This is a genomic window from Pseudomonas sp. PGPPP1, from assembly GCF_002255865.1.
GTDB lineage: Bacteria > Pseudomonadota > Gammaproteobacteria > Pseudomonadales > Pseudomonadaceae > Aquipseudomonas > Aquipseudomonas cremoris.
In genome coordinates, this window is record NZ_NKIG01000034.1 from 22755 (window position 1) to 47710 (window position 24956).

The following is a 24956-nucleotide window of genomic DNA, read 5'->3' on the forward strand; positions in this document are numbered from 1 at the left end:
CCGGTGGGAGGGGCTACCGACCGTTGATCACTTAAGAATGCATCCAATATGCCAGTTTCAACGCTCAATGATCGCTGTAACCCCTTGCCCACCCGCCGCGCAGATGGAAATCAGACCACGCCCCTTACCTGCCGCATCCAGCAATTTGGCCAAGTTGGCGACGATACGCCCGCCGGTGGCGGCGAACGGGTGCCCGGCAGCCAGGGAGCTGCCCTTCACATTCAGGCGGCTGCGGTCGATAGACCCCAACGGCGCCTCCAGCCCCAGGCGCGTCTTGCAGTAGTCCGCATCCTCCCAGGCCTTGAGCGTGCACAACACCTGGGCGGCGAACGCCTCGTGAATCTCGTAGTAATCGAAGTCCTGCAGCGTCAGACCATTCCTCGCCAACAAACGCGGCACCGCGTACACCGGCGCCATCAACAGGCCTTCGGCACCGTTGACGAAATCCACCGCTGCCGCTTCGCCATCACGCAGGTAGGCAAGGATCGGCAGGCCACGCGCCTTGGCCCATTCTTCACTGCCCAGCAATACCAGCGATGCACCATCGGTGAGCGGCGTCGAATTGCCGGCGGTCAGCGTGCCCTTTTCGCTGCGTTCAAAGGCGGGTTTGAGGGCGGCAAGTTTTTCCAGGGTCAGGTCGGGGCGCAGGTTGTTGTCGCGGGTCAGGCCCAGGAAGGGCGTGAGCAAATCGTTGTGCCAGCCTTCGGCGTAGGCAGCGGCCATTTTCTGATGGCTTTCGAGGGCCAACTGGTCCTGCTCGGCGCGGGGGATCTGCCAGGTTTGCGCCATCAACTCGCAATGCTGGCCCATGGACAACCCCGTGCGCGGTTCGCCATTGCGTGGCAGCTCCGGCTTGAGGTGATGAGGGCGAAGTTGTAACAAGACTTTTAACTTATCCGCCATGGATTTGCTGCGGTTGGCTTGCAGCAGGATCTTGCGCAGCCCTTCATTCACGCCAATCGGCGCGTCCGAGGTCGTGTCCACCCCGCCGGCAATACCGCATTCGATCTGGCCGAGCGCAATCTTGTTGGCCACCAACAACGCCGCCTCCAGCCCGGTGCCGCATGCCTGTTGAATGTCATAAGCCGGGGTTTGCGGCGAGAGGCGCGAGCCCAGCACACATTCGCGGGTCAGGTTGAAGTCACGGGAATGCTTGAGCACCGCCCCCGCAGCCACCTCGCCAATGCGCAGGCCATGCAGGTTGTAGCGCTCGATCAGGCCTTCCAGCGCCGCCGTCAGCATCGCCTGGTTGCTTGCCGTGGCGTACGGGCCATTGGAGCGGGCGAAGGGAATGCGGTTACCGCCGATGATCGCTACGCGGCGCAATTGAGTCATGGAAAGCTTCCTTTCTGGTGTGGGCTTAATCTCTGAGCCTAGCCTAGGCTGATCGAACGACTACCGCCCCGGGGTGGTCAACCCTTTGAACCCCAGCCTTCGGAGAGCGTTCCATGTCTGACCGTTATATCGACTTCGCCAACTCAAGCCTCGGCCATCGCCTGGTCGCCGCCATTGGCCTGCCGTCACCGGTACGCCTGGAACGCTGGCAAGCTGGGCGCCTGCGACCGGTGGAAGGTGCACTGTTGTTGGGCGGGGGCGCGCTGGCGAGAGAGGTGCAAGCGTTCGCCCACAAACTCACCGACGCAACTTATACCTACGGCAACGAGGCCTCGACCTGGATTCCCGGCCACGGCCCCAAACTCAAGGCCGTGGTATTCGACGCCAGTGAGCTGCAACACACCGATCAGCTCAAGCAACTGCGCGAATTCTTCCAACCGCTGCTGAAAAACCTGGATAACAGCGCGCACCTGGTGATCCTCGGCCGTGCCCCGGAAAGTCTCGGCGACCCGTTCGCCGCCAGCGCTCAACGTGCGCTAGAGGGGTTCAGCCGTTCGCTGGCCAAGGAGTTGCGCAACGGCGGCGTGTTGCAATTGCTCTATGTGGGCGACGGCGCGGAGGATCAGTTGGAAGGCGCGTTGCGCTTTTTCCTCTCTCCGAAAAGTGCCTACATCAGCGGCCAGGTCATTCGCCTGCAAGCCTGCGCTACACCGGTCGAGGATTGGACACGCCCACTGGCCGGTCGCAAGGCGCTGGTCACCGGTGCCGCCCGAGGTATCGGAGCGTCCATTGCCGAAACCCTGGCCCGCGACGGCGCTGACGTCATCCTGCTGGATGTGCCCCAAGCCAAGGCTGATCTCGAAGCCCTCGCCGCACGCTTGGGTGCGCGCACCGTGGTGTTGGATATCTGCGCCGAAGACGCCGCCGGCCAATTGGTCGAACACCTGCCCGATGGGCTCGACATTCTGGTGCACAACGCCGGCATCACCCGCGATAAAACCCTGGCCAACATGACGCCGGAATATTGGGACGCAGTGCTGGCGGTGAACCTGAATGCACCCCAGGTGCTGACCAAGGCCCTGCTGGACAGCGGCACCCTGCACGACAACGCACGCGTGGTGCTGCTGGCTTCCATCAGCGGTATTGCCGGCAACCGTGGGCAAACCAACTATGCGGCGAGCAAGGCCGGGTTGATTGGGCTCGCGCAAGCCTGGGCACCCTTGCTCAAGGCGCGCGGCATCAGCATCAACGCGGTAGCACCGGGCTTTATCGAAACCCAGATGACCGCGCACATTCCGTTCGCCCTGCGTGAGGCCGGACGCCGCATGAGTTCCTTGGGCCAGGGCGGCTTGCCACAGGATGTCGCCGAAGCCGTGGCCTGGCTCGGCCAACCGGGCAGCGGCGCGGTCAGCGGGCAAGCGCTGCGGGTCTGTGGGCAAAGTCTTTTGGGAGCGTAAGCATGGAATGGCAAACGTTAGGCGCAGCTCCATTGTTGCTGCCGCTGTACTGGCGCGCGGCACTCAAGCGCAAGATCACCGGCACCACATTGCCCGAGCGAGGTTTACGCTGCCGGGTGCGCATCAACCCCAAGGATGTGGCGGCGTATCGCAAGGTGTGTGGGTTTGCCGACAGCCCGATCCTGCCGGCGACGTATCCCCATATCCTGGCGTTTGGCTTGCAGATGCAACTGCTCACCGACAAAACCTTTCCCTTCCCATTGCTGGGTTTGATCCACCTGAGCAACCGCATCCGCATTCATCGCCCACTCGGCGGTGTGAACGACCTGACCCTCGGCGTGCACGCGCAGAACCTCAAGCCCCACCCCAAGGGCGCGACGTTTGATTTGGTGACCACGGCCGAAGATTCCCTCGGGCTACTGTGGGAAGCCGAAAGCCGCATGCTGTGTCGTGGCGTGAAGCTGCCCGGTGACGCCACGGAAGACGCACAGCTCACGCCCACTCAGGTCAGCGAACTGACGCACTGGCCGGCCCCCGCCGATATCGGCCGGCGGTATGCACGGGTTTCTGGCGACTACAACCCGATCCACCTCAGTGCCCTCACCGCCAAACTGTTCGGCTTTCCCCAGGCCATCGCCCATGGACTGTGGAACAAAGCGCACACCCTCGCCGCCTTGGGCGAACACCTGCCCGCGGCCAATATCGAAATTGCCGTGGAGTTTCGCAAGCCAGTGCGCCTGCCCAGTGAAGTCAGGTTATGGGCCAGCGCGGCTGGCTCCAGTGGCGAGTTATTGCTCAAAGGCGCCGGCGATATTGATCACATGGTAGGTAAATGGCGGCCGATCGCATGAAATAAACTGATTAATTGTATATATACACCCTAAGTTATAGCGGACCTTTTCAGGTCCGCTATTTTATTCAAGCCATTGATTTACAATATATATACATCTTGATACATCCTCCCTTTATACCGTTGGTATTAGTCCCTAAGCCTTGACTGGCCGCCAGTATATAAATCGTTAATACCAAGTTGAGAATGGTGAGAAAGAGCGCCTGGGATTCTTATGACCTCACGGACAAACACATCGCTACCCCAAGAGAAGTAGGGAGTGTTTGAAGACAACCAAGGTTGTACAGGTGCAAGGAACTCACATCATGAAAACTCAAGTCGTGTTTTGGAAAGCAAGCAGCGTGCTGGCCCTGGCAATTGCATTGACGCTCGGCGGCTGCAGCAGCGGTGGTGGCGGACATCACAGTGGTGGCTCCTCTTCTTCCGATACAGCCGCAGGCGGCGGCACGGGTGGTGGCACTGGCGGAGGGACCGGTGGTGGCACTGGTGGCGGTACCGGCGGTGGCACAGGCGGTGGCACCACCACCCCACTGGTAACCGCAACCGTAGTCGACACCCTCGGCGACACCGTGACCGGCCTCGGCGGCACCGTCAGCAGCCTGGGCACTACGCTCGGCAGCCTGCCGATCGTTGGCGCAACCGCCGGCGGCCTGGTCACTGCCACCGGCAACGCGGTTGGCAGTATCGGCACTGGCCTGTCTGACGGCCTCGGCTCACTGGGTACCGACAGCAATGCCCTGGGCAAAACCGTCGCTGGCGTAGCTAACGGCGTGGCAGACCTGGGCACTGGCGTCACCACTACCGGCACTAACGTCGCCACGCTGCTGGGCCAAGTGCCTGTAGTGGGCACCGCCGCACCGGTCGTGGGCAACGTCGTCGGCAAGGTCGGCAATGTGGTGACCATGCTTGGCGACACCTTGAGCACCGCCAGCACCACCGGCCCACTGGGCTCGGTCACCAACACCGTTGGCGCGAAAGTCCTGGTGCCTGTGGTCTCGCTGGTAGAGAACACCACCGGTAAAGTCGGCAGCGCAACCGGCCTTGATGCACCTGTTGGCGGCCTGCTGCAAAAAGTCGGCGACACCGTTGACGGCCTGGGCGACAAAGTTGCCAGTGCAGGCGGCACCGGCAACCCTGTGACCGGCGCAGTGGGCAACGTACTCAATGGCGTCGGCACCGTAGTCGGCAAGGCCAGCGGTTACGTCGACCCGGCTTCGGACGGCAGCGGCAGCGGCGGTTCGGGTGGTAACACCAATCAACTGGGCCTGGCGGAACTGCTCGGCGGCATCATCGCCGGCGCCGGCAACGGCCTGGATGCAGGCAGCACCAATGGCGTGGTCAGCGCGACCGGTGTCACCGGTGGTAAAGCCGGCAGCACCGTGGCCTCCCTGGGCACTATCCTCGGCGGCAGCGGTGTGCCCAACACCGCAGCGGGTGCACCGGTTGGCCAAGTGACCAGCACCCTCGGCAACGCCCTCAACCCTGTCACCAGCGGCGTCGCCAGCCTGACCCAAAACGTCGGCAGCGCCACTGGCCTGGGCGGCCCGGTCAACGGTCTGGTGACTAACGTTGGCGGTGCCGTGAGCAACCTCGGCGGTGCCATCAGCGGCGCCAACGCCAACCCCGTCACCAATGCGTTGGGCGGTACCGTCAGCGCGGTCGGCGGCACCGTAGCCTCCATCGGCGGCCTGGTGACTGGCGGTACCAACACCGGTGGTGGCTTGCTCGGCGGCGGCCTGAACCTGGGGGGTAGCGCATCTGCCTCCGCAGGTGCCAGTGCCGGCGCCAGCGCCAGTGGCAACGGTGGTCTGCTGGGCGGCCTGCTTGGTGGCCTGACCGGCAAAAAATAGAATTGCACCTGGCCGATTAGACGGCCTCACCTACAGCGCCTACGCTTGGTTGAGACGAGAGACCTAATAAGCCTCTCGTCTTTTTTATGGGCGAATGAAACGCCTTGGAGAACACCCGAACCGCGCCCCCAGAGCCCGGCGGGAATCTGCGAAACGCTGCTGCAGTTTTGACCATGGAGTGTCCTATGCGCGCTTTGACGCCGTTGTTGTTGCTCACCCTCAGTACTTACGCTTGCGCCGATACCCTACCCAGCTTCCTTAATAGCAACGACACCATCCGCAACCTGCCGGTGCCCAACCTGCCGGCCGACGCTTACCGCCCGGTCGTCCCTCAAACCCAGTTACCGACGCCCGCTGCCACCGCGGCGCAACCCTTGTTGATGGACACCAAAGTCACCATCCGCAAACTGCAGATCGACGGCGGCACGGTGTACCCGCTCACCGAGCTGGCCCAGGTCTTCGAACCGCTGATTGGCCACGAGACCAACCTGGCGCAACTGATCGAGGCCACCCGCAGCATCACGCGACGCTATCAGCAGGACGGCTACCTGCTGTCCTATGCGTTCCTGCCGGAGCAACGCTTCGACGATGGCCTGGTGCATGTGGTGCTGGTGGAGGGCTACATCCGCGATTACCAACTACAAGGCGACATCGGTTCGGTCTCATCCTACGTCGACAAGCTGGCGGAAAAGCTCAAGGCCGAACGCCCGCTGACCCGCAAGACTTTCGAGCGCTACACCACGCTGATGAGCGCGATTCCCGGGGTGACCTTGCAGGCCCAAGTGCCTCCGCCGGGTACCACCGATGGCGGCGCCCATATGCAGATCACCGCCAGCCGCAAACCGTTCACCACCAGCATGAGCCTCACCGAAGCCAGTCGCGGCGGCACGCAGGCACTGCTCACCGCCACCAGTAACTCGTGGACGTCCATGGGCGAACAACTGAGCATCAGCGGTTTGTTCCCACCGGGAAATGACAAAGAACATTACTACCGCGCTGCCTACAGCCAGTTCATCAATGCCGAAGGCACACAAGTGGTGGTGTCGGGCGAACGTTATCGCGCCGATCCGCGTACCAGCCTGCAACTGGGCGATGGCCTGGAACTCACGCCGCACCAGGAGATCGACCGTTACTCCGTCGGCCTCAGCCACCCGTTTATCGCCTCGCCAAGCGAGTCGTTGAGCCTGGGTACACGCCTGTACGCGGTGGACCAAACCACCCGCTACAAACTGGAAGGCTTCCCGCAACGCTTCGACCTGGAAACCAACCTGCGCGCCCTCGCCGTCGAAGGAGACTGGCGCAAGGCCGACACCACGCAACTGCGCATTCTCAGTGCCGGTTTATACCAAGGCATCAACGGCATGGGCGCCAAGACCCGCACCGACTTCGGTGGCCTCAAGCCCGACCTGGATTTCTTCCGTGTGCGGCTGTCGGGTGTGCAAAGCAACAAGCTGTTCGATAACTGGCAGGGAGTGCTCTCTGGCGCGCTGTACTGGAGCAACGACAACCTGCCCGACAGCGAACGCGCCACCTTTGGCGGGCAGAACTTCGGCCGTGGCTACCCCGATGACCAGGGTTCGGGCGACAAAGGCTGGGGCGTGGCCTACGAGGTCAACTACAGCTACAACCGCGCCGGCGACTGGGTGAAGATCCTGCAACCGTACGTGGTCTTCGACCGTGCCAAGACCTGGTACAACGACCTGCCCGTCAAAGGCAACGACATGTCCTCGGCAGCGCTGGGGCTGCGCTTTGGCGATGCGAAGTACTACAACATTGCGCTGGAAGCGGCCAAGCCGATGTCGGACGTGGCGTTCGACAACTTTGACCGGCGGCCACGGTACTCGCTGAGCTTCAGCTATCAACTGTAACGAGGACGACACCCGTCCAATGTGGGAGCTGGCTTGCCTGCTCCCACGTTGATTTCAGGTGCACCTATGATCAGTAGCGGGATTTGGGGAGCGGGAAAAGGCTGTTGAGCGTATCGATCAAGCGCACCAAATAGATCGGCTTGCGAAACAGATCGAGCACCTGCAAGCGCAGCATGTCGCTCACATCATCCATTTCGGCATGACCCGACATCACGATCACCGGCAGGTGCGCGCGCTCGGTGTGTTCGCGCAAGCGCTTGATCAAGGAAATACCGCTTTCCTCGGGCATGCGCAGGTCGGTGATGATCAGGGCGATATCGGGGTTGAGTGTCAGTTCTTGTAATGCATCGGTTACAGAGGAGGCGGTGAAACACACGAATCCCTCATTTTCGAGGGATTCGGCGAGTTCGATCAGAGCGTCCTCTTCGTCGTCCACCAATAGAATTTGCTGGCGAGGAGAAGACGATTCGCTCATAGCCGTACCTGGAGAAAGTAGTCAGCCTAAATGGGAACAACACGTTGAGCGACGTCAGCTCGCTGTCGTCATTTTAGTAGCCATTGTGTTGAACACCGAGGCTACCTTAGTGCCCAGCCCAGAACCGGCCGCGACAATAACAAGTGCAACCAGCGCAACGATAATTGCGTACTCAATACCCGACGCACCGTCTTTGCGTTGGAAGAATGTTTGCGTTTGGACATAAACTTTCAACATCAGGTCAAGGAACATAAGACTTCTCCCTAAGAACGCCACTGAAAGCCGAAAGGGCTCTAGTACAAGATGATCGCGGCGTGCCACTAGAGCATTGTCAACAAATCCCAGCCTCACAACTGTAAGAACGGATTAACCACAAAGTATTAGTCGTAAAGTTGGCGCCAAAAAACCCGCCACTAAAAGGCTGCCTTTAAAGTTCAGATAAATTTTTTCTGCGTTAATGGCATTTCGTCCTAGCTGGGCTACCTTCAAATAGCCAAATCGTTAGATGTTCATCACAGCCAGGTTGCGAATTAACTCGTTTGGATTAAACGGGCCTGTAGTGCAACGGGAAAGGGAGAGCCGTCATGAACAGTCGCATCAGCATGATCCTGGCCGGCCTGTTGCTTATCGGGGCGCTGATCGCCGGTTACTGGGGACTGGTGTTGAGTCGCCAACCGGAACCTGTCGCAGCACCTGTCATTTCTGTCGAACGTGCCACCGCCGCGATCGACGATCAAAACCGTCAACCCGTGGTCGTCCTGGCACATGATGCCCCAGCCTTTGTTCCCCTTACTGCTGCCGACCTGGTGATAGAAAAACTGCGCACGGTGCCCGCCGGCAGCCTGACGCAACTGGATCAGGCCATCGGGCGGATGCCCCAGCGCACGCTGGGAGCCGGCACCTGGCTCACTGAAGAAAGCTTCAACGCCGGCGGCCCGCTGGCCCGCATGATCCGCCCGGACGAACGCGCGCTGGCCGTGTCAGTGGATGAAGTGATCGGTGCCGCCGGCCAGTTGAGCCCGGGCGATTACGTCGACGTCCTGCTGTTCCTGCGCCAAGACACAAGTAACGCCGAACAGTCAGCTCAGATCGTGATTCCGGCCATGCGCTTGCTGAGCGTCGGCGACCAGTTGGGCCTGGCCAATGATGGCAAACCCGCGGTACCACCGCCGGTCACACCCGAAGAGCGCGCCCAAGCCGCCCAACGACGTGCTTCCGCCCGTACGGTAGTGCTGGCGGTGCCAGAGCCTTTATTAAGCCGTCTGATGCTCGCATCTCAAGCCGGTACCCTACGCCTGGCCGTACGCAGCGCCGATGAGCAACTGCTCAGTCGCTACTGGGCCGGCGAAAGCGATGCCCCGGAAAAACTTGAGAACGCCAACCGCGACCTTTATCAATTCGCCCAACTGGCTCTGACCGGCCCACCCAAAAGAGTCGCACCGGCCGGCACCGCACCTGCCGCTCGCCGGGGCGTCGAGGTGATTCGCGGCGCACAGACCACTCAACAAACCCCGTGATTGAGCAAGGATGCCTTGAATGAGCCATCGCTACGCACTCATGTTCACTCAGCTGGCCTGGGCCTTGATGCTGTCGAGCTTGCCCGCAGGCGCGGCACTCGCGGCGTCGGGCAATTGCAGCGCCTTGGGCCAATTGCCCGCTGTGGTCGAAGTGGGAGAAGGCCTGCAACAAGAGCTGCAATCGCCGGTGGCAATCACACGCCTGGCCATTGGTGACCCCAAAATTGCCGACGTCCGGGTCAACGGCGACCGTAACTTCCTGCTGACGGGTGTCTCAAGCGGCGCCACCAGCCTCATGGTGTGGACGGCCTGCGCCAGCGCCCCGCGCCAAAGCATGGTGTTCGTCAAGGGCAAGGCGACTTCGGCGCTGACCAGCCTGTCGCTGTCGCCTTCGGAAGACCCAACGCTGCCCAGCCAGGTGCAAACCGATATCCGGTTTGTCGAAGTCAGCCGTACCAAGCTCAAGGAAGCCAGCACCAAATTCCTCGGCATGGGCACAAACTTTTTCCTCGGCAGCCCCAACCTGCTGTCTCCCTCGGAGAGCGTGTTCAAGCTGCCGGTGAGCACGAGCAATTTCAACGTTGGCTTCGGCGGTGGTCGTGTCAAAGCGATGATCAACGCGTTGGAACAAAGCGGTTTTGCCTACACCTTGGCGCGTCCGAGCCTGGTCGCCATGAGCGGTCAGAGCGCCACCTTCCTTGCCGGTGGTGAAGTACCGATCCCGGTGCCCAGCGCTGGTAGCGACACCATCTCCATCGAGTACAAGGAGTTCGGTATTCGCCTGACCCTCACGCCCACGGTGATCGATCGCAACCGCATCACCCTCAAGGTTGCGCCGGAGGTCAGCGAGCTCGACTACAGCAACGCGATCGCGATCCAAGGCATTCAGGTGCCGGCCCTGACCGTACGCCGCACCGACACCAGCGTGTCCCTGGCCGATGGCGAAAGCTTCGTGATCAGCGGCCTGATCAGCACCAATAACACCTCCACCTTCAACAAATTTCCAGGCCTGGGCGATATCCCCATCCTGGGTGCGTTTTTCCGCGACTCGACCATCAGCCGCGAAGAAAAAGAACTGCTGATGATCGTCACCCCTCACCTGGTGCAGCCGCTGGCCGCCAACGCTCAACTGCCTTCCTTACCCGGCGAAAAACTGCGCAGCTACGACCCGAACTGGTACCGCATGTTTTTCCTGGAAAACGGTAATTTCGACCGCCGCACAGGACTGTCCCAATGAGCGATAGCCTGAGCCAAACCTTCCTCGCGATTACCCGCAACACCACCGACCTTGAGTGGCTGCAGGGCGCGCTCGCGCCCCTTGGCCAGGTTGTCAGCGTGGGTACCGGCAGCCTGGACGAACTGCTGGCGCTGGCAGATGTAACCTTCGCCAACCTGGTGTTCGTCGGCCTGGACCGTGAAAACGTCGTCGCCCAAAGCGCATTGATCGAAGGCGCGCTGGAGGCAAAGCCGATGCTCGCCGTGGTCGCCCTGGGCGATGGCATGGACAACCAGCTCGTACTGAACGCCATGCGCGCCGGCGCCCGAGATTTCGTGGCCTATGGTTCGCGCTCCAGCGAAGTCGCGGGCCTGGTGCGGCGCTTAAGCAAGCGCCTTCCTCCCGTCACCTCGAACGCGCACCTGGGTGGCCTGACGGTGCTGTATTGCACCCAAAGCAACGCCGATGGCGCAATGTTGGCAACCCACCTGGCCATGGTGGTGCAAAAAAGCGGACAACAGACCCTGCTGCTGGACTTGGGTCTTCCGCGCAGCGACAGCCTTGCCCTGCTGGGCCTGGAGAGCACCTTCAATTTCGGCGATGCCCTGCGGCACTTGCGTCGCCTCGACACCACCCTGATCAACAGCGCCTTCACCACCGCCCAGGATGGCCTGCGTATCCTGGCGTACGCCACCGGTGACGAGCCACTCAAACTCACCAGTGCTGCCGAACTGTTCATGTTGCTCAGCGCCCTGCGCCAACACTTCCAGCACATCGTCGTCAACATCACCGGGCAACCGGACAGCGAGGCCCTGCGCACGTTTGTCAGCCACTGCGACAAGCTGCTGTGGTGCACCGACCAGAGCGTGCTGGACTGCCGCCGCAACCTGGCCGTGCTGAACCGCTGGCGTGACAAAGGCATGAAGCTTGAGCACGCCAAGCTGGTGGTGGATCGCTACATCAAGTCCTGTGCGCCCGATACCGAGGCGCTGGAAAAAAGCTACGGCCTTGAATGCGTCGCCGTGCTTCCCCTCGCCGCCGAGCTGCGCCTGAACGTGAAGAACCAGGGCCAGACCTTGTTTGCCCTGGCCCCCCGCGAGCCCTTGACCCAAGCCGTACGCACCTTGGGTGAGCGCCTGGCAAAACGCTCCGAAGGCATGGAGAAACCGTCCATGCGCTGGTTTGAACGCTTCCTGGGGTCAGGACGATGAACGGCGAAAAACTGTTTGGCGGCCCCGCCCGCACGGCTGGCGGCAATAGCGATCACGACGGCCTGAAGCTGGTGCTGCATCGCTACATCATCGACGCCATCGAGGAGTCGGGTAAAAACCTGCTGGAAGGCACGCGCCAATCCCTCGCGCAATTTGTCATCGACAAAGTGTCGGAGTACATCACGCGCATGCGCCTGGCGATCTCGCGCTATGAAATGGAACGCCTGGCCGAGGAGATCGTCGACGAACTCACCGGTTTCGGCCCCTTGGAAGTGCTGCTGCGCGACCCGTCGGTGACCGAGATCCTGGTCAACGGCCCGCACCGGGTCTTTATTGAGCGCGATGGCCTGCTGCATCAGAGCGACCTGCGCTTTATCGACGACCACCATGTGGAACGCGTGATGCAACGCATCCTCGCGCCGCTGGGCCGACGCCTGGACGAGTCGTCGCCCATGGTGGATGCGCGCTTGCCCGACGGTAGCCGGGTCAACGCGATCATCCCGCCCATTGCCCTGGATGGGCCCTGCCTGTCGATCCGAAAGTTCCGCAAGGACATGCTCAAAAGCAGTGACCTGGTGGCCATGCAGACCATCGACCACAGCATTTTCGAATTCTTCCAGGAGGCTGTGGGCAAGCGCTGCAACATCCTGATCAGCGGCGGCACCGGCACTGGCAAGACCACCTTGCTCAATATCCTCAGCCAGTTGATCAACCCCCATGAGCGCCTGGTGACCATCGAAGACGTTGCCGAACTGCAACTGGGCCACCCCCACGTGGTACGCCTGGAAACTCGCCCGCCAAATGCCGAGGGTCACGGTGAAGTAAGGTCCAGCGACCTGATCCGCAACGCCCTGCGGATGCGCCCCGACCGCATCATTCTCGGCGAGATCCGGGGCGTGGAAGTGCTCGACGTGATGACCGCCATGAACACCGGCCACGATGGTTCTATGAGCACCGTGCACGCCAACAATGCCCAAGACGCGCTGCTGCGCCTGGAAACCCTGGTGGGCCTGACCGGCCGAGTGATCGCGGAAAAAACCCTGCGCCAGATGATCTGCGCCGCACTGGACGTGGTGATCCAGCTGACACGCATGCCCGATGGCCGCCGTTGCGTCAGCGAAGTGGTGGAAGTGGTGGGCGTGCGTGACGACGTGTATGTCACCAACACCCTGTTCCGCCTGGACCGGCGTACCGGCTTCGGTTTCCTGCGGGAAGCGCTCAACCCGGCCGGCGACAAACTGCGCCGCGAATCGGCCTTGCAGTCATAGGGAGCGCCAGATGAAGGGACCGGTGCTGTTGCTCATCTGCCTGCTGCTGATCGGCCTGTCGTTCTGGCTGTTCCAGAATGGTCTGCGCAAGGCCCAGACCAACCGCGTGCTGGAGCGCCTGGGTGACGGTCAACCCGAAGCACATGAGCAGCAAACCACCTGGAACGGCCTCGAGCGTATGTTCCTGCGTGCCGGGCTGGGTAAACCCACCGAGCGCCTGGGCTTGTGGATCAGTGGTTGGGTGGTCGGTGCCCTGTTCGGCTACCTGTTCGCTGACGGGCTGGGCCTGGTGGTGATGATCGTGTCGCCGCCTGTGGCCGTGCGCATGTACGTTGCCTGGCGTTACCAGCGCCGCGTGCAGCGCATGATTGAACAACTGCCGCAGTTGCTGGACCACAGCGTACGCAGCCTCAAGTCCGGCAGGACCCTGGCCGACGCGGTGCTGGGCGGTATCGAAAGTGTTGAAAACCCCCTCAAGGAAGCCATGGGCCGGGTGCAGCGCAACGTGCGCATGGGGGTGAGCCTGCCGGATTCGGTCAGCGACTTCGCCGAGTTCTATGAGCGCGACGAATTCCGTCTGTTTGCCCTGGGCCTGAAGGTCAACCACCGCTACGGCGGCAACGCCAGCGAGCTGCTGGAAAACCTGATCAAGATGATTCGCGAGCGCGAACAAGGCGCCCGCCAACTCAAAGCCATGACCGGTGAAACGCGTATGACGGCCTACGTACTGGGCGGGCTGCCGATTCTGATTGTGGGGTACTTCATTGTCGTCAACCCGGGCTACCTGATGACCATGTGGAACGACGGCACGGGGCGCAATCTGTTGTTCGGCGCGCTGGCAATGGACGTGACAGGCACCGTGGCCATGTGGCGCATGCTGAGGAGTGTCTGAGATGGCCATTCTCGTCGCAGCCCTGTGCTTGCTTGCCGCTGCGGTGTTGGTAGCCGGCCAGTTGCTCGAACAGCGCCGTCGCGGGCGGCGCATCGCTGATCGCTTGCAAGGACAGATGGCCGGCACCGACAAATTCGGTTCGCTCATACGCCAACTGGGCAGCAGCAGCCTGGCACAGCGCTCAGTCAGCCTGGACAACGAGACCCAGATCCTGCTCAACCGGGTCGGTTGGCGCAAGGCCAGCCAGCGCTCGTTATTTGCCGCATTCCAGGTCGGCGTGCCCGTTGTGCTGATGGGGCTTACAGTCCTTGGCCAGCGAGTATTTTTCCCCGAGGTTGACCCTGCCTGGATCGCCCCGATCGCTGCGCTCGGCATCGGTTACCTGCTGCCCAAGCGCGTGCTTGCCGCCGCGGCCAAACATCGCCAACAGAGCATTGCCAAGGAAATTTCTACCTTCATTCCACTGCTGCGCATCCTGTTTGAATCAGGCATGGCAGTGGAGCAATCACTGCGTGTATTGGGCAACGAAGCGCAACGCTTGCTGCCCCACCTGACCCACGAGTTGCGCCTGATCCTGGCACGCGTCGACTCCGGGCTGGAGTTGGGCGAAGAGTTGGGCAAGACCGCCCGTTTGCTCGAAGTGGACGAACTGACCGACACCTGCGTCATCCTCCAACAACTGATCCTGCAAGGGGGCGGCGCGATGAAATCGTTGCTGGCCCTCAAGCAATTGCTCGATGACCGCCGCCTGACCCGCTTGCAGGAATACATCTCGAAGATGTCGGCAAAAATGTCGGTGGTGATGATGGTGTTCCTGTTTCCAGCGTTGCTGATTGTGCTGGGTGGCCCGGCCTTTATCGGCATCGCCCGCGCGTTGAACCACTTTTAAGGAGATGTCGATGAAAGCATTGATTGCCGGCCTCGCCCTGCTGATGCTCGGCGGTTGCGCCACCAACGGCCAATCACCCTGGGCAGCCTTTGGCTCACCCGGCAGTTGCAGCAAGCCGAGCTCAGACCAGGATCTGGCACTGAACCTGGCCGACGACATGGCCAACGAAGGCAAGCTGCACGCCAGCCTGGCCAACCTGGAAAGCCTGCCGGACGCGTTGCCTCAGGTGCGTCAGCGCAAGGCGCGCGCCTATCGATTGCTGGGCCGCAGCGAGGCCGAGCCGTTGTACCGCAGCCTGTTGGGCACCTGCATGACCGCCGAGGGCGAGCATGGCCTGGGGCAACTGGCGGCCGCCAGGGGCGACAACGTCCAAGCCATGACCCATATGCAACGTGCGGCGCAGCTGGCCCCCACCGATGAAAAAATCCGCAATGACCTGGGGGTGGTGTACCTCAATCAACTGCGCCTGGAAGACGCACGCTTCGAATTCATGACCGCCATCGAGCTCAAGCAGGACGACCCGCTGGCCGCCATCAACCTGGTCACTCTGCTGATCTATCAGAATGATTGGGGGCAGGCGGCAAAAGTGGTCAGCCAAGTGGGCCTGAGCCCGGCGCAAGTCACCGATGCCCAGTCACGCGCGGCGCAACTCAGGGGCACTCGTACTGCAACGCGCAAAGTGGCGGCGGTCAGCGATGCGCTGCCAGCGATGATCAAGTAAGGAGTCGATGATGAAAGCCCATTACCTTGTTTGCCTGGCGCTGTTGCCACTGTCGGCTTCGGCCATCGAGCCGGGGCCCTCGTCCCCGCAGCAAGCTCAAACGGAAAAATGGCTCACGCTGCAGATCAAAGGAGGTGCCGCCTCGCCAATCCCACAAAAAACCACTCCCGCAGAGCGGGAGCAGGCATTGCAACGCTGGCTGAACAGCAATAAGTACCCTATCCCACAGTACTTTGAGCAGAAGGTCGGCGGAAACGCCTCAAGCGGTGGCAGTAGCAGCAGTAATTAATGCGCCGTCACCCGCTGGCGCATCGCCGAGTTGCTGGGCGACAGCGCCAGCGCCAACTGGGTGCGGTTATGCATATGGGTCAGGCGCAGCACTTGGGACACATACAACTTGACCGTGTTCTCGGTGATCCCCAACTCACAGGCGATCTGATAGTTGGTCTGGCCCTTGCCCACCAAGCGCGCGACGTCGAGCTGGCGTGGTGACAATTGATTGAAAATCGACGGTATTTCCAACGGCCCCGCATCGTCTGCCGATATGTCTGCGTCACTGTCCTGCAAAGGGCTGCGACGGACTTTGTCGAGGTCCTGGTACAAGTCGTTGATGGATTCGGAAAGGTACTGCAATTTCTGGTTCAAATGCCCCAGTTGCAGCTCTTTTTGCCGTTCTTCGAGTGCCGCTTCCTGGCGTTGCAGGCCTTCGAGCAATTCGTCGAGGTTGATGGGCTTCTGGTAGTAGTCCGAAATCCCTGCACGCAGCGCCTTGATCACGTCCTGTTTGTCGGCACGGCCAGTCAGCATGATCGCTTCGAAAGCGCGCTGCTTGCCCGCGACCTTCTGCATGGCCTGGACCAACTCGATACCGTCCATGTCCGGCATGTGCAGGTCACACAGCACCAGGCCGATCTCAGTGTCTTCACTGAAACGCTGCAAGGCGTGCCGGCTGGACTCACAAGGGACACAGCGGTAACCGCTGCCTTCGAGAAACTCACAGAGCTCTTCCACGATCAGGGGTTGATCGTCGACCACGAGCACTTTTACCGCCGATGTAAGCTTGTTCACTCGCTACTCCATGCCTGGCTAGCCAAAGATTTGACCGATCCTTTTTGACGAAGAATCCTATACATCTACTCAATAAACGTAGACCTACTTTCCGACTATGTACATAGCGATAGAGGCCTTGTGCGACTAATGGATCCAAAGCCAGGACGCGGTGAAACCCGTCAATAAATACGGCGCAAATGGCTGCTTTATTGACGCCTGATCGGGTTGATGTGCAACACGTGCGCTAAGCCCTTGACGCATAACAATCCACACGCACATCGCCACTGCGGATCCGATCAACGACCACAGCAAATACTCGGTATGAGTGGCCAACCCCAATGCGGCCAACAGCTTCACATCACCCGCGCCAAAGCGGCCCAGCGCATAGCCCGGCAAACCCAGCAGCAAGGCCAGGGCAAACGCCCAGCCGCCGTCGCTGGCAGGCGCGCCGATCCAGGTAACGCCCACCCACAACAGGTAGATCAAGGCGAGCAGGCCTCCACCGAGGGTGAGTACATTGGCGATTTGCCGCTGACGCATATCCTGCAACGCGCAGAGCGCCAGCCAGAACACGATTACCAAGCCTTGGGTCACGTAAAAAACATCCCTTTTCGCCGAATGATTCTATGCTGATATCAAGTAGTAGCCGTCAGGGTAGACGCAGTCATGAAAACAGGCCTCCCTAGAAAGCAGAAAGGTGCTGCGGCGATTGAATTCGCCCTGGTCTTCGGGATTTTTTTCGCCGTGTTCTATGGCCTGGTCAGCTATAGCCTGCCGCTGCTGCTGATGCAGTCGTTCAACCAGGCAGCGGCAGAGGCCGTGCGTCAGGCCATGTCGGTCGACCCGGTTACCGCGGGCACCGCGTACCCTACACAACTCACTGCGCGGGCGAAAAACACGGCAATCACTCAGTTGAGTTGGATTCCCACCAGCTTCCAGTTTTCTCCGGACTTCATCACCGCGACCTACGTTGGCACCACGTTGACCGTGGCCATCACCTACCCCTCCAGCAACCTCTACTCGGTGTTTCCGGCGCTGGTGATTCCCGGCGTAGGCACTGTACCGAACCTGCCAACCAACCTCGCCGCCCGTTCGAGTGTGCAATTTTGACCGCTGGGGATAACCTCTTCGGACGCCTGCTGGGTCGCACCAGTGCCATGCCCGCCGATACGCCCGTGGCGAACCTCACTGGCCTGCAACTACAACTGGATCATCTGGGCCGGGTCGTGACTATCAACGGTACCCTGCGCTCGCAACTTGCCTCGCACCTGGCGGGTGACGCCCGGCCTTTATTGCGTGAGTTGTTGTGCGCCAGCAGCGCCCTGAGCGTCGAAGGGTCGCCCGCCGACTGGCAGCGCCAAGGCCTGGACCTGGACTTTCGTGGCGCTGCTGATCAGGTGCTGCACACCCGTGGCTGGGTCGAGCCCGACGGCGACCACTGGACACTGCGCCTGGTGGATGTCAGCGACCTGCTGGCGGGTCGGCAATTGGCGGGGCACCGCGAGCAGAACCATCAGCTGTCCAGCCAGATGAGCGAACAACTGCGCGTTTGCACCCTCAGCCGCCTGCCAGACGTTCTCAACGAACATCTCGCCAGCCTGGCCCAACGCTGGCGCATCCCCTGTGTGGCCATGGCGTTGCTCGATGAGGATGACCAGGGTTGGCGGATCTACGGCCAATACACCGCCCACGACGCTCCGGCATTGTGGCAAACCGGCCAACGCCTGGGGACAGGCCTGGACAGCGTCAATGGAAACGCACCGCTGAGCCTCGCCCAAGGTCGCAGCGACAACCCGCGCCTGCAAAGCGTGTTCGGCAATGCCGACGGTTTTTTGGTGCCCTACCGCGACGGCCAAGGCATCGCGGCCTGGCTGCTATGCGGCGTCTACAGCACGCAATCACAGACCAGTGAGCGCGACTGGCTTAACCTCACCGCCGCCCTCGCCGCTCCGCTGCTGGGCCGCCTGCGCGAGCAACGCCATCATCAGCAACTGGAGCGGGTCGAGGCCTTGCAGGGCTTGCTCGGCACAGGGTGGTGGGAGTTGCTGCCGGCCACCCAGGAAATCCAGCTCGCACCGCAACTGCAGCGCAGCTTGAGCCAGGACGACGGCGCCACCCGCCAATCGCTGAGCCTTTGGCTGGAGTTGATCCACCCCGCCGACCGCCAGGAACTCAACAGCCGCCTGCAAGACCTTCAAGCCCTGGGCAAACCCTTGCTGACCAGCGTGCGCCTGCAACGCAGCGACGCCGACCACAACCCCATTTGGTACCGCGTGCAAGGCCAGGTACTGGGCGTTGGCGACAGCCGCCGTTGGATCGGCTTCATGCTCGACATCAGCGACATCAAGAACCAGCAACTGCAAGCTGCCGCCGCCCATGCCCGCCTGGATAACCTGATCGCCAGCTCCCCGGCGGTTATCTATGTGCAGCGCTACGTCAGCGGCGCCCTGCACCCGGCTTTTTTCAGCGACAGCCTGCTGCCGTTATTGGGCTGGACCCTGGCCGATTGCGACCACGCCGGCCTGGCCTCACTGATCCACTCCGACGACCGCGACCTCTATTTTGAACGCACCCGCCAACTGCTGCGCGAAGGCAGCGTGCGCAGCCGCTACCGCGTGCGCGACAAACAAGGCAATTACCATTGGTTGCTGGACGAAGCCAAATTGCTGCGTGACGACCTCGGCTTGCCAGTGGAAGCCGTGGGGCTGTGGCTGGACGTCACCGACGCAACTCTTGCCGCCGAGCAGGTCAAGCAGAGCGAAGAGCGCTACCGCATCCTGGTAGAGGACTCGCCGGCGATGATCTGCCGTTACCAACCCGACCTCACGCTGACCTTTGGCAACACGCCGCTGGCCAATTACCTGGAATGCCTGCCCGCCCAACTTCCCGGCCTGAACCTGGGCCACTGGCTGTCGGACGAACAACGCCAGGCCTTTGTACAGCGCATCAGCCAACTAAGCGTGGAGTTTCCCGTCAGCACTGCCGAAATCAGCCTGCAGCTGCCCGGTCGCGAACATGCCTGGTGGGTGTGGTCGGATCGCGGCGTGTTCGACGAACACGGCGCGTTGGTGGAAGTGCAAGCCGTGGGCCGCGACAACACCGAAGTGCGTCGTTCCCAGCAGCAACTGACCCAAAGCGCCAAGATGGCCACCCTCGGCGAAATGGCCACCGGCCTCGCCCATGAGATCAACCAACCGCTGAACGTGATGCGCATGGCCATCGTCAATGTGCTCAAGCGCCTGAGCAACGGTGACGCGCAGATCGACTACCTCACCGAAAAGCTCCAACGCATCGATGCGCAGGTCCAGCGCGCCGCACGGGTGGTGGACCATATGCGCGTGTTTGGCCGCCGCTCGGAAATCGAACGACACCCCTTCGACCCGGCCCAGGCAGTGGAGGGCACGCTGTCGCTGCTCAGCGAGGGCCTAAAGGGTAAAGGCGTGGAGGTGCGCCTGACGCCGGCGGACTTTTCGGTGCAGGTCATCGGTTACGCCGACCAGTTGGAACAAGTGCTGATCAACCTGATGGTCAACGCCCGCGATGCGCTGCTCAGCCAACGGGAAAAACAACCGGATTTGCGCCCGTGGATCGCCGTCCACACCGAACACGACAGCCGCCACGTGCGCATCTGGGTCGAGGACAACGGTGGCGGCATCGACCCGCGCTTGCTGGAGCGGATATTCGAGCCGTTCTTCACCACCAAGCCGATTGGCGTGGGCACCGGGCTGGGGTTGTCGGTGAGCTACGGCATTGTGGAAAACATGGGCGGACGCCTGAGTGTCAGCAATGGAGAGGACGGCGCGCAGTTTTGTGTAGAGCTGCCCGTTAGCTAGATCACCAGATAAGCGCGCCCGGCTTGGCAACTGAGATTGGCACCAACGTCCACCTTATTCAGGTCAATTCCCAGCCCCAGTAAGATGTTATTGATTAGCGTATCAAGCAAGGGGGAAAGCGTGCTGTTTATCGCATTAAGCAAAAGAGTTGTCACGGCACTCAAGATAGTGCCAAGCCCACCGATGATGTTACCCAACAAATTTGAATTACCCGGGGTGGGCCCATACATGTCGAGATTGATACCCGATACCAATCCCTTCGCAGGGTCCGTCAAACTGCTGACAATATTGGTGGTGGTGTAAGCGTAGTAAAACGGTTGCTGGGTAATAGCCGGCAAATCAGGGGAGTAATACGTGTGAGGAAGGTTGGTTTTCGCCGCTACCGCAATGTTGGCGGACAATCCGAGCCCGCCACCTACGGAAGGGATCGGCGCATCGCATAAGATGATCAACACGCAGTGCCGAGTTCCGATATCGACGACTTTCAGCGGGTTTACTACGACCGTTGGGGGAGCCGTATTAGATCCGAAAACACTATTATAGGGAATTTTACCCATTCTAAGATTGACCAGCGACGTATTGGTCGACGTCGTCAGGCTTTTATCGGTTGGGCTGGCGCAACTGTAGCCGGTGACCCAACTACTGGCACTGGCAGCGTCTAGCTCAATATCAATACCGACAGGAGGAGGAAGCACTTGCAAATATGGCGCAGTACATGAAACCGCACACGTTAGCTGATTGACCACGCCGACAAGATTGAGATGAACCAATGCATCCACCGCACCGACAAGAGGTCCCGCCAACCCTGCCACACCATTGACTAGATTGATGACTGTATTGAGCACCGGCAGGTTGACCGACGCCCGAGTGCGCAGTTGGGCGGTCTGAACGTATATTCGATTCGGCCCTGCCTGAGGATCCTGACCAGGAGCTATAGCATGAGCAGGATTGCCGATAGCTGACAGTTGAGGCGGCTGTAGCACTTGAACGCTCAAATCAATCGACGCTATACCCGGCAAGTTAATGGGCACACTAGCAACTAAGCCGTTTTTCTTGTTCGCTAATTGCACGAACCCTTGAATCAGATCGAACACTCGCATATTCACTGCAAGGCCAGCGATATTTGTCCCGCTTTCGATTTGAAGCGCCGTTCCCAAGACAACTGTGGTTGTGCCGGAGGCTACTTTCAAAGCGTTAAGACTGACGATTGTCGCCGAGGCACTTAACGTACCGTTCGGGTCCATGACATTGATTGCACTTTGAATCAATTGGCTGACATTTATGCTGTTGCTCAGAACTTCTGAATAACCGACTGCCGTAAGACCAAGATCAAGCTTCAAACGGTCAAGATAACTCAGCAGTGAGATGTTGGAGGTGAGCAAGCCATTCCACCCAGCCACCGAAACATTCAAGCTGCCGCCCAACAATCCGCCAAACAAACTACTCAGAATAGAAGCCTTATTGTCCGTATCTACCACTACGGCAGTGCTGCGAATAGTTAGCGCGGCCAGCGGTGGCGCAGAGGCGGCGACGGCGGTAGCCGTGAGGGTCGTCTGCACCGGTATCGGCGAGCCCGTGAACATGTTCCAGATGCCGCTGGCGATACCAGTTGCCACGTTGCTCGTCACGACCACACGTACGGCATCGTTTTTGGTCGCGTTAGCGGTAAACACACGAATATTGTTGGCGTTGGTCACTAAAGTGCCACAGGTCACGACTAAGCCACGGGTATTGTCTCCAGCAACCACGGTAAAGCCATTGCGCGTGGCGTTTTGCGTGGCGTAGTCGCTGGCAGTGGTCGTGGGCGTGCACACACCGCCACGACCGGCAGCCTCCAGGGCCGCGGTATCGGCGATGGCCTGGACTTTGCGCTTTTCGAGGTACAGGCGCCCGCTATCAACGGCCAGCAACATGAACACCAAGGCCACCGCCATGGTTCCCGCCGCCATCAGGCCAATCGCACCACGCTGCCTGGAACGAAGTCGGGGAGACATCGAGCACTCCTTTAGCGCTTACTCTCCGTAGATGAGTTGGAGTGTAGACAAGGCTTGGGAGGTGCGCTGGCCAGTCGCCACATTAACGACTGACGGAGAAACCCCTTTGGGAGCAGGCTTGCCCGCTCCCACAGGGGGTTTGTGGTGTTTTTTAATGAGGTGGGTAGGTAGAGAGGATTCGGCTTACCGTGGTGCGAATGGCATTACTGCGATCCTGCGGGTTCGGCGTGCTGCTCATCATCTGCTCGTCACTGCCACGCCACACCAGCTTGCCGTCTTTGCCGTCGAGCAGGTCGATCTGGATGGTCGCCACTTTGTAGGTGATGTTGCGCGTTTCGTTGTACATCGGCGCGCCCCAGTAACCATTCCATGGGCCGCCCCAGGCGCCGCCGTAGTTGGTGGTGACTTGTTGCTGGCGGTCCTCGACGATCAGGTAGGCCTGCACGTTCAAGTCAGCCTTGGTACCCGCCGCTGCCGGGCGCAGGCCACGCTGGTCGAGCTGTTCGCCCACCGCCTGGCGGATGCGTTGTTCGGTAAGGTCACTCTTGATGCGCGGATCATCCGGGCGGTACTGCAGCGCCGGGTCTTTCCAGGCCCAACTGCGGTAAGCGCCGAAATCTCGGCTGGCATCAAAATCGTGATTGACCTGGCTGGTCTGGCAACCGCCCAGCAGCATTACAAAAGCGAGGGTCGCGATACGACGAAACATGGTTTTTCTCCAAAGAGCGAACGGCGCTAGCGATGAGAATAGCGGTTAACTGGGCGGATAGGCGGTCATGGCCTTTTGCACGGCCTGGCGCAAGGCATCGGCGCGTTGACTGAGGCTGCCTTGGCTGGCGGTTTCGGCACTGGTGCTCCATACCGGCTGGCCACTGCGCGCGTCGAACAGGTTGACGCGCACCACCGCCACCGTGACTTCATAGGTGCGCACCACCGGTACCGAGTTGTACATGCCATAGCCGTTGCCATACCGGTTGTAGCCGCCGTAACCGTAGCCGTAGTCATCCTGGACTTGCTTGAGACGCTTCTCCAGGCGCACATCGGCGCTCACCAACAAGTCCGGTGGACGGTTGTCATGCAATGGACGCAGGCCGCGCTGGTCGAGGGCGCCGCTGACAGCTTCGGCAATTTGCGCCGAATCGGCCCATGCCGAACCTGCAGGCAGTTGACCGTTGCGCCAGGCCCAATTGCGGTAAGCACCGTAATCGCGCACCGGCGCAGGATAAGCGCTGGCATCGAAGGTGTTAGCCGCCTGAACAGGCGCGGGTGGGATTGGCGCCGAGGCGGCCACATAGGGGTTGGGGCTGGAGCACGCCCCCAAACCGAGAGACAACAGGATCAAACAGAGACGACGCATTTCGACCTCCGCAGACTGGGCCGCTTAAACCGGACGGCAGATCCAGTGCAAATAACGCCCAAGTCCGGCAAAGCTTGGGTGACGACGGTGAGCGAGCTCCATCTCCAAAAGGTCCTGCAAATCTGCACGGGCCTGGAATTCCACCGGCATATAGTCGTGGAACACCCGCACACCACTTTGGCTTTCGACCTGCCAAAGGCCTTCGAGTTGCGCCGCCAATTCCCGTGGGTCGAGGGGTTGCTGCGGCGTGAGGCTCTGTTTCTCGCCAGCCATGTCGTTCTTGCGCATTTTGCGGAAGTGGCCTTTGAGCAAATTACGGTAGATCAACGCATCCCGGTTGTAGAACGCCAGGGACAGCCAGCCACCGGGCACCGTGAGCTGATGCAACACGGGCAGGATCGCATGGGGCTCAGCCAGCCACTCCAGCACGGCGTGGCACAACACCAGGTCGTACGGCTCGGTGAGTTGGCCAAGCAGGTCCTGCCACGGGGCATGAATAAAAGTCGCCGTCTGCCCAGCGTCGGCGAAACGTTGGCGGGCGCCTTCAAGCATCGGTTCGGCAGGCTCAGCCAGGGTGACTTGATGGCCTTGCTCGGCCAGCCACAGCGACATATGGCCCAGCCCCGCCCCGATATCCAACACGCGCAATGGGCGCTTCGGCAGCGCTTCGGTCAGGTCGGCCTGCAGCACCGCCAGGCGAATCGCACCCTTGGCCCCGCCATAGATTTTTTCGGCAAAACGCGTGGCCAACTGGTCGAAATGACGATCACTCATGGGCAAACCGCCGCTCGCTGTCGGCCAACTTGGCGCGCACCACTTCGTTCATGTCCAGGCCCAACTCACTGCACAACAACAGCAGGTACAACACGATATCGCCCACTTCCTGCCCGGCATGGGCGAGTTTGTCGGCGGGCAACTGACGGGATTGGTCTTCGGTGAGCCATTGGAAGATCTCCACCAACTCGGACATTTCCACGCTGGCGGCCATGGCCAGGTTTTTTGGGCTGTGGAACTGCTTCCAGTCGTTGGTATCGCGGATGCGGTGCAGGCGTTCGGTGAGGTGTTCGAGGTTCATGCGGGGGCTCCTGAAGGTGTATAGCTTCGGGGGGATCTGCCTTGAAGGCAAGTGAACCTTTAGACCGCTATCGCAGGCAAGCCAGCTCCCACAGGTGA

Annotated in this window: 24 protein-coding genes; 14 read left to right on the plus strand and 10 right to left on the minus strand. The window is 60.8% G+C overall.

The features are described 5' to 3' along the window. Window positions 1-57 precede the first annotated feature (57 nt). Window positions 58-1335 carry an acetyl-CoA C-acetyltransferase gene (locus CFE47_RS26885; protein ID WP_286841676.1) on the minus strand — a complete coding sequence of 426 codons (1278 nt, stop codon included), beginning with the start codon at window positions 1333-1335 and terminating at the stop codon, window positions 58-60. Window positions 1336-1448: 113 nt separating this feature from the next. Between CFE47_RS26885 and CFE47_RS26890 the strand changes: the two genes are divergently transcribed. From CFE47_RS26890 to CFE47_RS26905, 4 genes are all read left to right on the plus strand, one after another. Further along, entirely contained in the window at window positions 1449-2792 is a 1344-nt protein-coding gene (locus CFE47_RS26890; RefSeq protein WP_286841678.1) for a 3-oxoacyl-ACP reductase, read from the plus strand. Between the two features lie 2 nt (window positions 2793-2794). Then, window positions 2795-3643 (plus strand): MaoC family dehydratase, encoded by an 849-nt coding sequence (locus CFE47_RS26895; RefSeq protein ID WP_286841680.1) that lies wholly within the window; start codon window positions 2795-2797, stop codon window positions 3641-3643. 304 nt (window positions 3644-3947) lie between these two features. Next, the gene (locus CFE47_RS26900) at window positions 3948-5492 is read left to right on the plus strand and encodes a collagen-like triple helix repeat-containing protein (RefSeq protein WP_286841682.1); all 1545 of its coding nucleotides are present in this window, start codon (window positions 3948-3950) and stop codon (window positions 5490-5492) included. Between the two features lie 185 nt (window positions 5493-5677). Beyond that, window positions 5678-7360 (plus strand): ShlB/FhaC/HecB family hemolysin secretion/activation protein, encoded by a 1683-nt coding sequence (locus CFE47_RS26905; RefSeq protein WP_286841684.1) that lies wholly within the window; start codon window positions 5678-5680, stop codon window positions 7358-7360. A gap of 70 nt (window positions 7361-7430) precedes the next feature. On the opposite strand, the gene CFE47_RS26910 is transcribed toward CFE47_RS26905, so the two are convergent. Continuing rightward, a complete protein-coding gene (locus CFE47_RS26910; RefSeq protein WP_185705300.1) occupies window positions 7431-7835 on the minus strand; it encodes a response regulator in 405 nt (134 codons plus the stop codon). 54 nt (window positions 7836-7889) lie between these two features. Next, the gene (locus CFE47_RS26915) at window positions 7890-8087 is read right to left on the minus strand and encodes a Flp family type IVb pilin (RefSeq protein ID WP_286841686.1); all 198 of its coding nucleotides are present in this window, start codon (window positions 8085-8087) and stop codon (window positions 7890-7892) included. Between the two features lie 332 nt (window positions 8088-8419). Here CFE47_RS26915 and cpaB point away from each other — a divergent pair, with 332 nt between their 5' ends. The 8 genes from cpaB to CFE47_RS26955 are packed head-to-tail and all read left to right on the plus strand — an operon-like array spanning window position 8420 to window position 15838. Then, the gene (gene cpaB, locus CFE47_RS26920) at window positions 8420-9352 is read left to right on the plus strand and encodes a Flp pilus assembly protein CpaB (protein ID WP_286841688.1); all 933 of its coding nucleotides are present in this window, start codon (window positions 8420-8422) and stop codon (window positions 9350-9352) included. Between the two features lie 19 nt (window positions 9353-9371). Further along, window positions 9372-10589, plus strand: coding sequence for a type II and III secretion system protein family protein (locus CFE47_RS26925; RefSeq protein WP_286841689.1), 1218 nt, complete (start codon window positions 9372-9374; stop codon window positions 10587-10589). Next, a complete protein-coding gene (locus tag CFE47_RS26930; protein WP_185705291.1) occupies window positions 10586-11779 on the plus strand; it encodes a CpaE/TadZ family protein in 1194 nt (397 codons plus the stop codon). The genes CFE47_RS26925 and CFE47_RS26930 overlap by 4 nt, the downstream gene beginning before the upstream one ends. Continuing rightward, window positions 11776-13047 carry a TadA family conjugal transfer-associated ATPase gene (locus CFE47_RS26935; RefSeq protein WP_185705289.1) on the plus strand — a complete coding sequence of 424 codons (1272 nt, stop codon included), beginning with the start codon at window positions 11776-11778 and terminating at the stop codon, window positions 13045-13047. Before CFE47_RS26930 ends, CFE47_RS26935 begins: the two co-directional genes overlap by 4 nt. Window positions 13048-13057: 10 nt before the next feature. Next, a complete protein-coding gene (locus tag CFE47_RS26940; protein WP_286841692.1) occupies window positions 13058-13939 on the plus strand; it encodes a type II secretion system F family protein in 882 nt (293 codons plus the stop codon). A gap of 1 nt (window position 13940) precedes the next feature. Continuing rightward, window positions 13941-14828, plus strand: a complete 888-nt coding sequence (locus CFE47_RS26945; RefSeq protein WP_286841694.1) for a type II secretion system F family protein — start codon at window positions 13941-13943, stop codon at window positions 14826-14828. A 10-nt stretch (window positions 14829-14838) separates the two neighbouring features. After that, the gene (locus tag CFE47_RS26950; RefSeq protein ID WP_286841696.1) at window positions 14839-15549 is read left to right on the plus strand and encodes a tetratricopeptide repeat protein; all 711 of its coding nucleotides are present in this window, start codon (window positions 14839-14841) and stop codon (window positions 15547-15549) included. A gap of 10 nt (window positions 15550-15559) precedes the next feature. Further along, the gene (locus CFE47_RS26955) at window positions 15560-15838 is read left to right on the plus strand and encodes a DUF3613 domain-containing protein (protein ID WP_286841698.1); all 279 of its coding nucleotides are present in this window, start codon (window positions 15560-15562) and stop codon (window positions 15836-15838) included. Here CFE47_RS26955 and CFE47_RS26960 read toward each other — a convergent pair. Both CFE47_RS26960 and CFE47_RS26965 read right to left on the minus strand, forming a co-directional pair. Further along, a complete protein-coding gene (locus tag CFE47_RS26960; RefSeq protein ID WP_286841700.1) occupies window positions 15835-16617 on the minus strand; it encodes a response regulator transcription factor in 783 nt (260 codons plus the stop codon). The two genes, CFE47_RS26955 and CFE47_RS26960, sit on opposite strands and share 4 nt — an antisense overlap. Before the next feature lie 126 nt (window positions 16618-16743). Then, the gene (locus CFE47_RS26965; RefSeq protein WP_286841702.1) at window positions 16744-17193 is read right to left on the minus strand and encodes a prepilin peptidase; all 450 of its coding nucleotides are present in this window, start codon (window positions 17191-17193) and stop codon (window positions 16744-16746) included. Between the two features lie 72 nt (window positions 17194-17265). On the opposite strand from CFE47_RS26965, the gene CFE47_RS26970 reads away from it, so the two are divergent. Both CFE47_RS26970 and CFE47_RS26975 read left to right on the plus strand, forming a co-directional pair. Next, on the plus strand, window positions 17266-17709 hold the full coding sequence (locus CFE47_RS26970) for a TadE/TadG family type IV pilus assembly protein (RefSeq protein ID WP_185705274.1): 444 nt from the start codon (window positions 17266-17268) through the stop codon (window positions 17707-17709). Beyond that, on the plus strand, window positions 17706-20432 hold the full coding sequence (locus tag CFE47_RS26975) for a PAS domain-containing sensor histidine kinase (protein ID WP_286841704.1): 2727 nt from the start codon (window positions 17706-17708) through the stop codon (window positions 20430-20432). Before CFE47_RS26970 ends, CFE47_RS26975 begins: the two co-directional genes overlap by 4 nt. Here the strand turns inward: CFE47_RS26975 and CFE47_RS26980 are convergent. The 5 genes from CFE47_RS26980 to CFE47_RS27000 all read right to left on the minus strand — a co-directional run bounded on the left by CFE47_RS26980 (window position 20429) and on the right by CFE47_RS27000 (window position 24858). Further along, window positions 20429-22426: a pilus assembly protein TadG-related protein gene (locus tag CFE47_RS26980; protein WP_286841706.1), complete on the minus strand. Its 1998-nt coding sequence runs from the start codon at window positions 22424-22426 to the stop codon at window positions 20429-20431. The two genes, CFE47_RS26975 and CFE47_RS26980, sit on opposite strands and share 4 nt — an antisense overlap. 151 nt (window positions 22427-22577) lie before the next feature. Further along, window positions 22578-23135, minus strand: coding sequence for a DUF4136 domain-containing protein (locus CFE47_RS26985; RefSeq protein ID WP_286841708.1), 558 nt, complete (start codon window positions 23133-23135; stop codon window positions 22578-22580). 45 nt (window positions 23136-23180) lie between these two features. Continuing rightward, the gene (locus CFE47_RS26990) at window positions 23181-23783 is read right to left on the minus strand and encodes a DUF4136 domain-containing protein (RefSeq protein WP_185705266.1); all 603 of its coding nucleotides are present in this window, start codon (window positions 23781-23783) and stop codon (window positions 23181-23183) included. Between the two features lie 24 nt (window positions 23784-23807). Then, complete coding sequence (locus CFE47_RS26995) at window positions 23808-24557, minus strand: methyltransferase (protein ID WP_286841710.1); 750 nt, start codon at window positions 24555-24557, stop codon at window positions 23808-23810. After that, window positions 24550-24858 (minus strand): MazG-like family protein, encoded by a 309-nt coding sequence (locus tag CFE47_RS27000; RefSeq protein ID WP_071486172.1) that lies wholly within the window; start codon window positions 24856-24858, stop codon window positions 24550-24552. Before CFE47_RS27000 ends, CFE47_RS26995 begins: the two co-directional genes overlap by 8 nt. Between the last annotated feature and the right edge of the window lie 98 nt (window positions 24859-24956).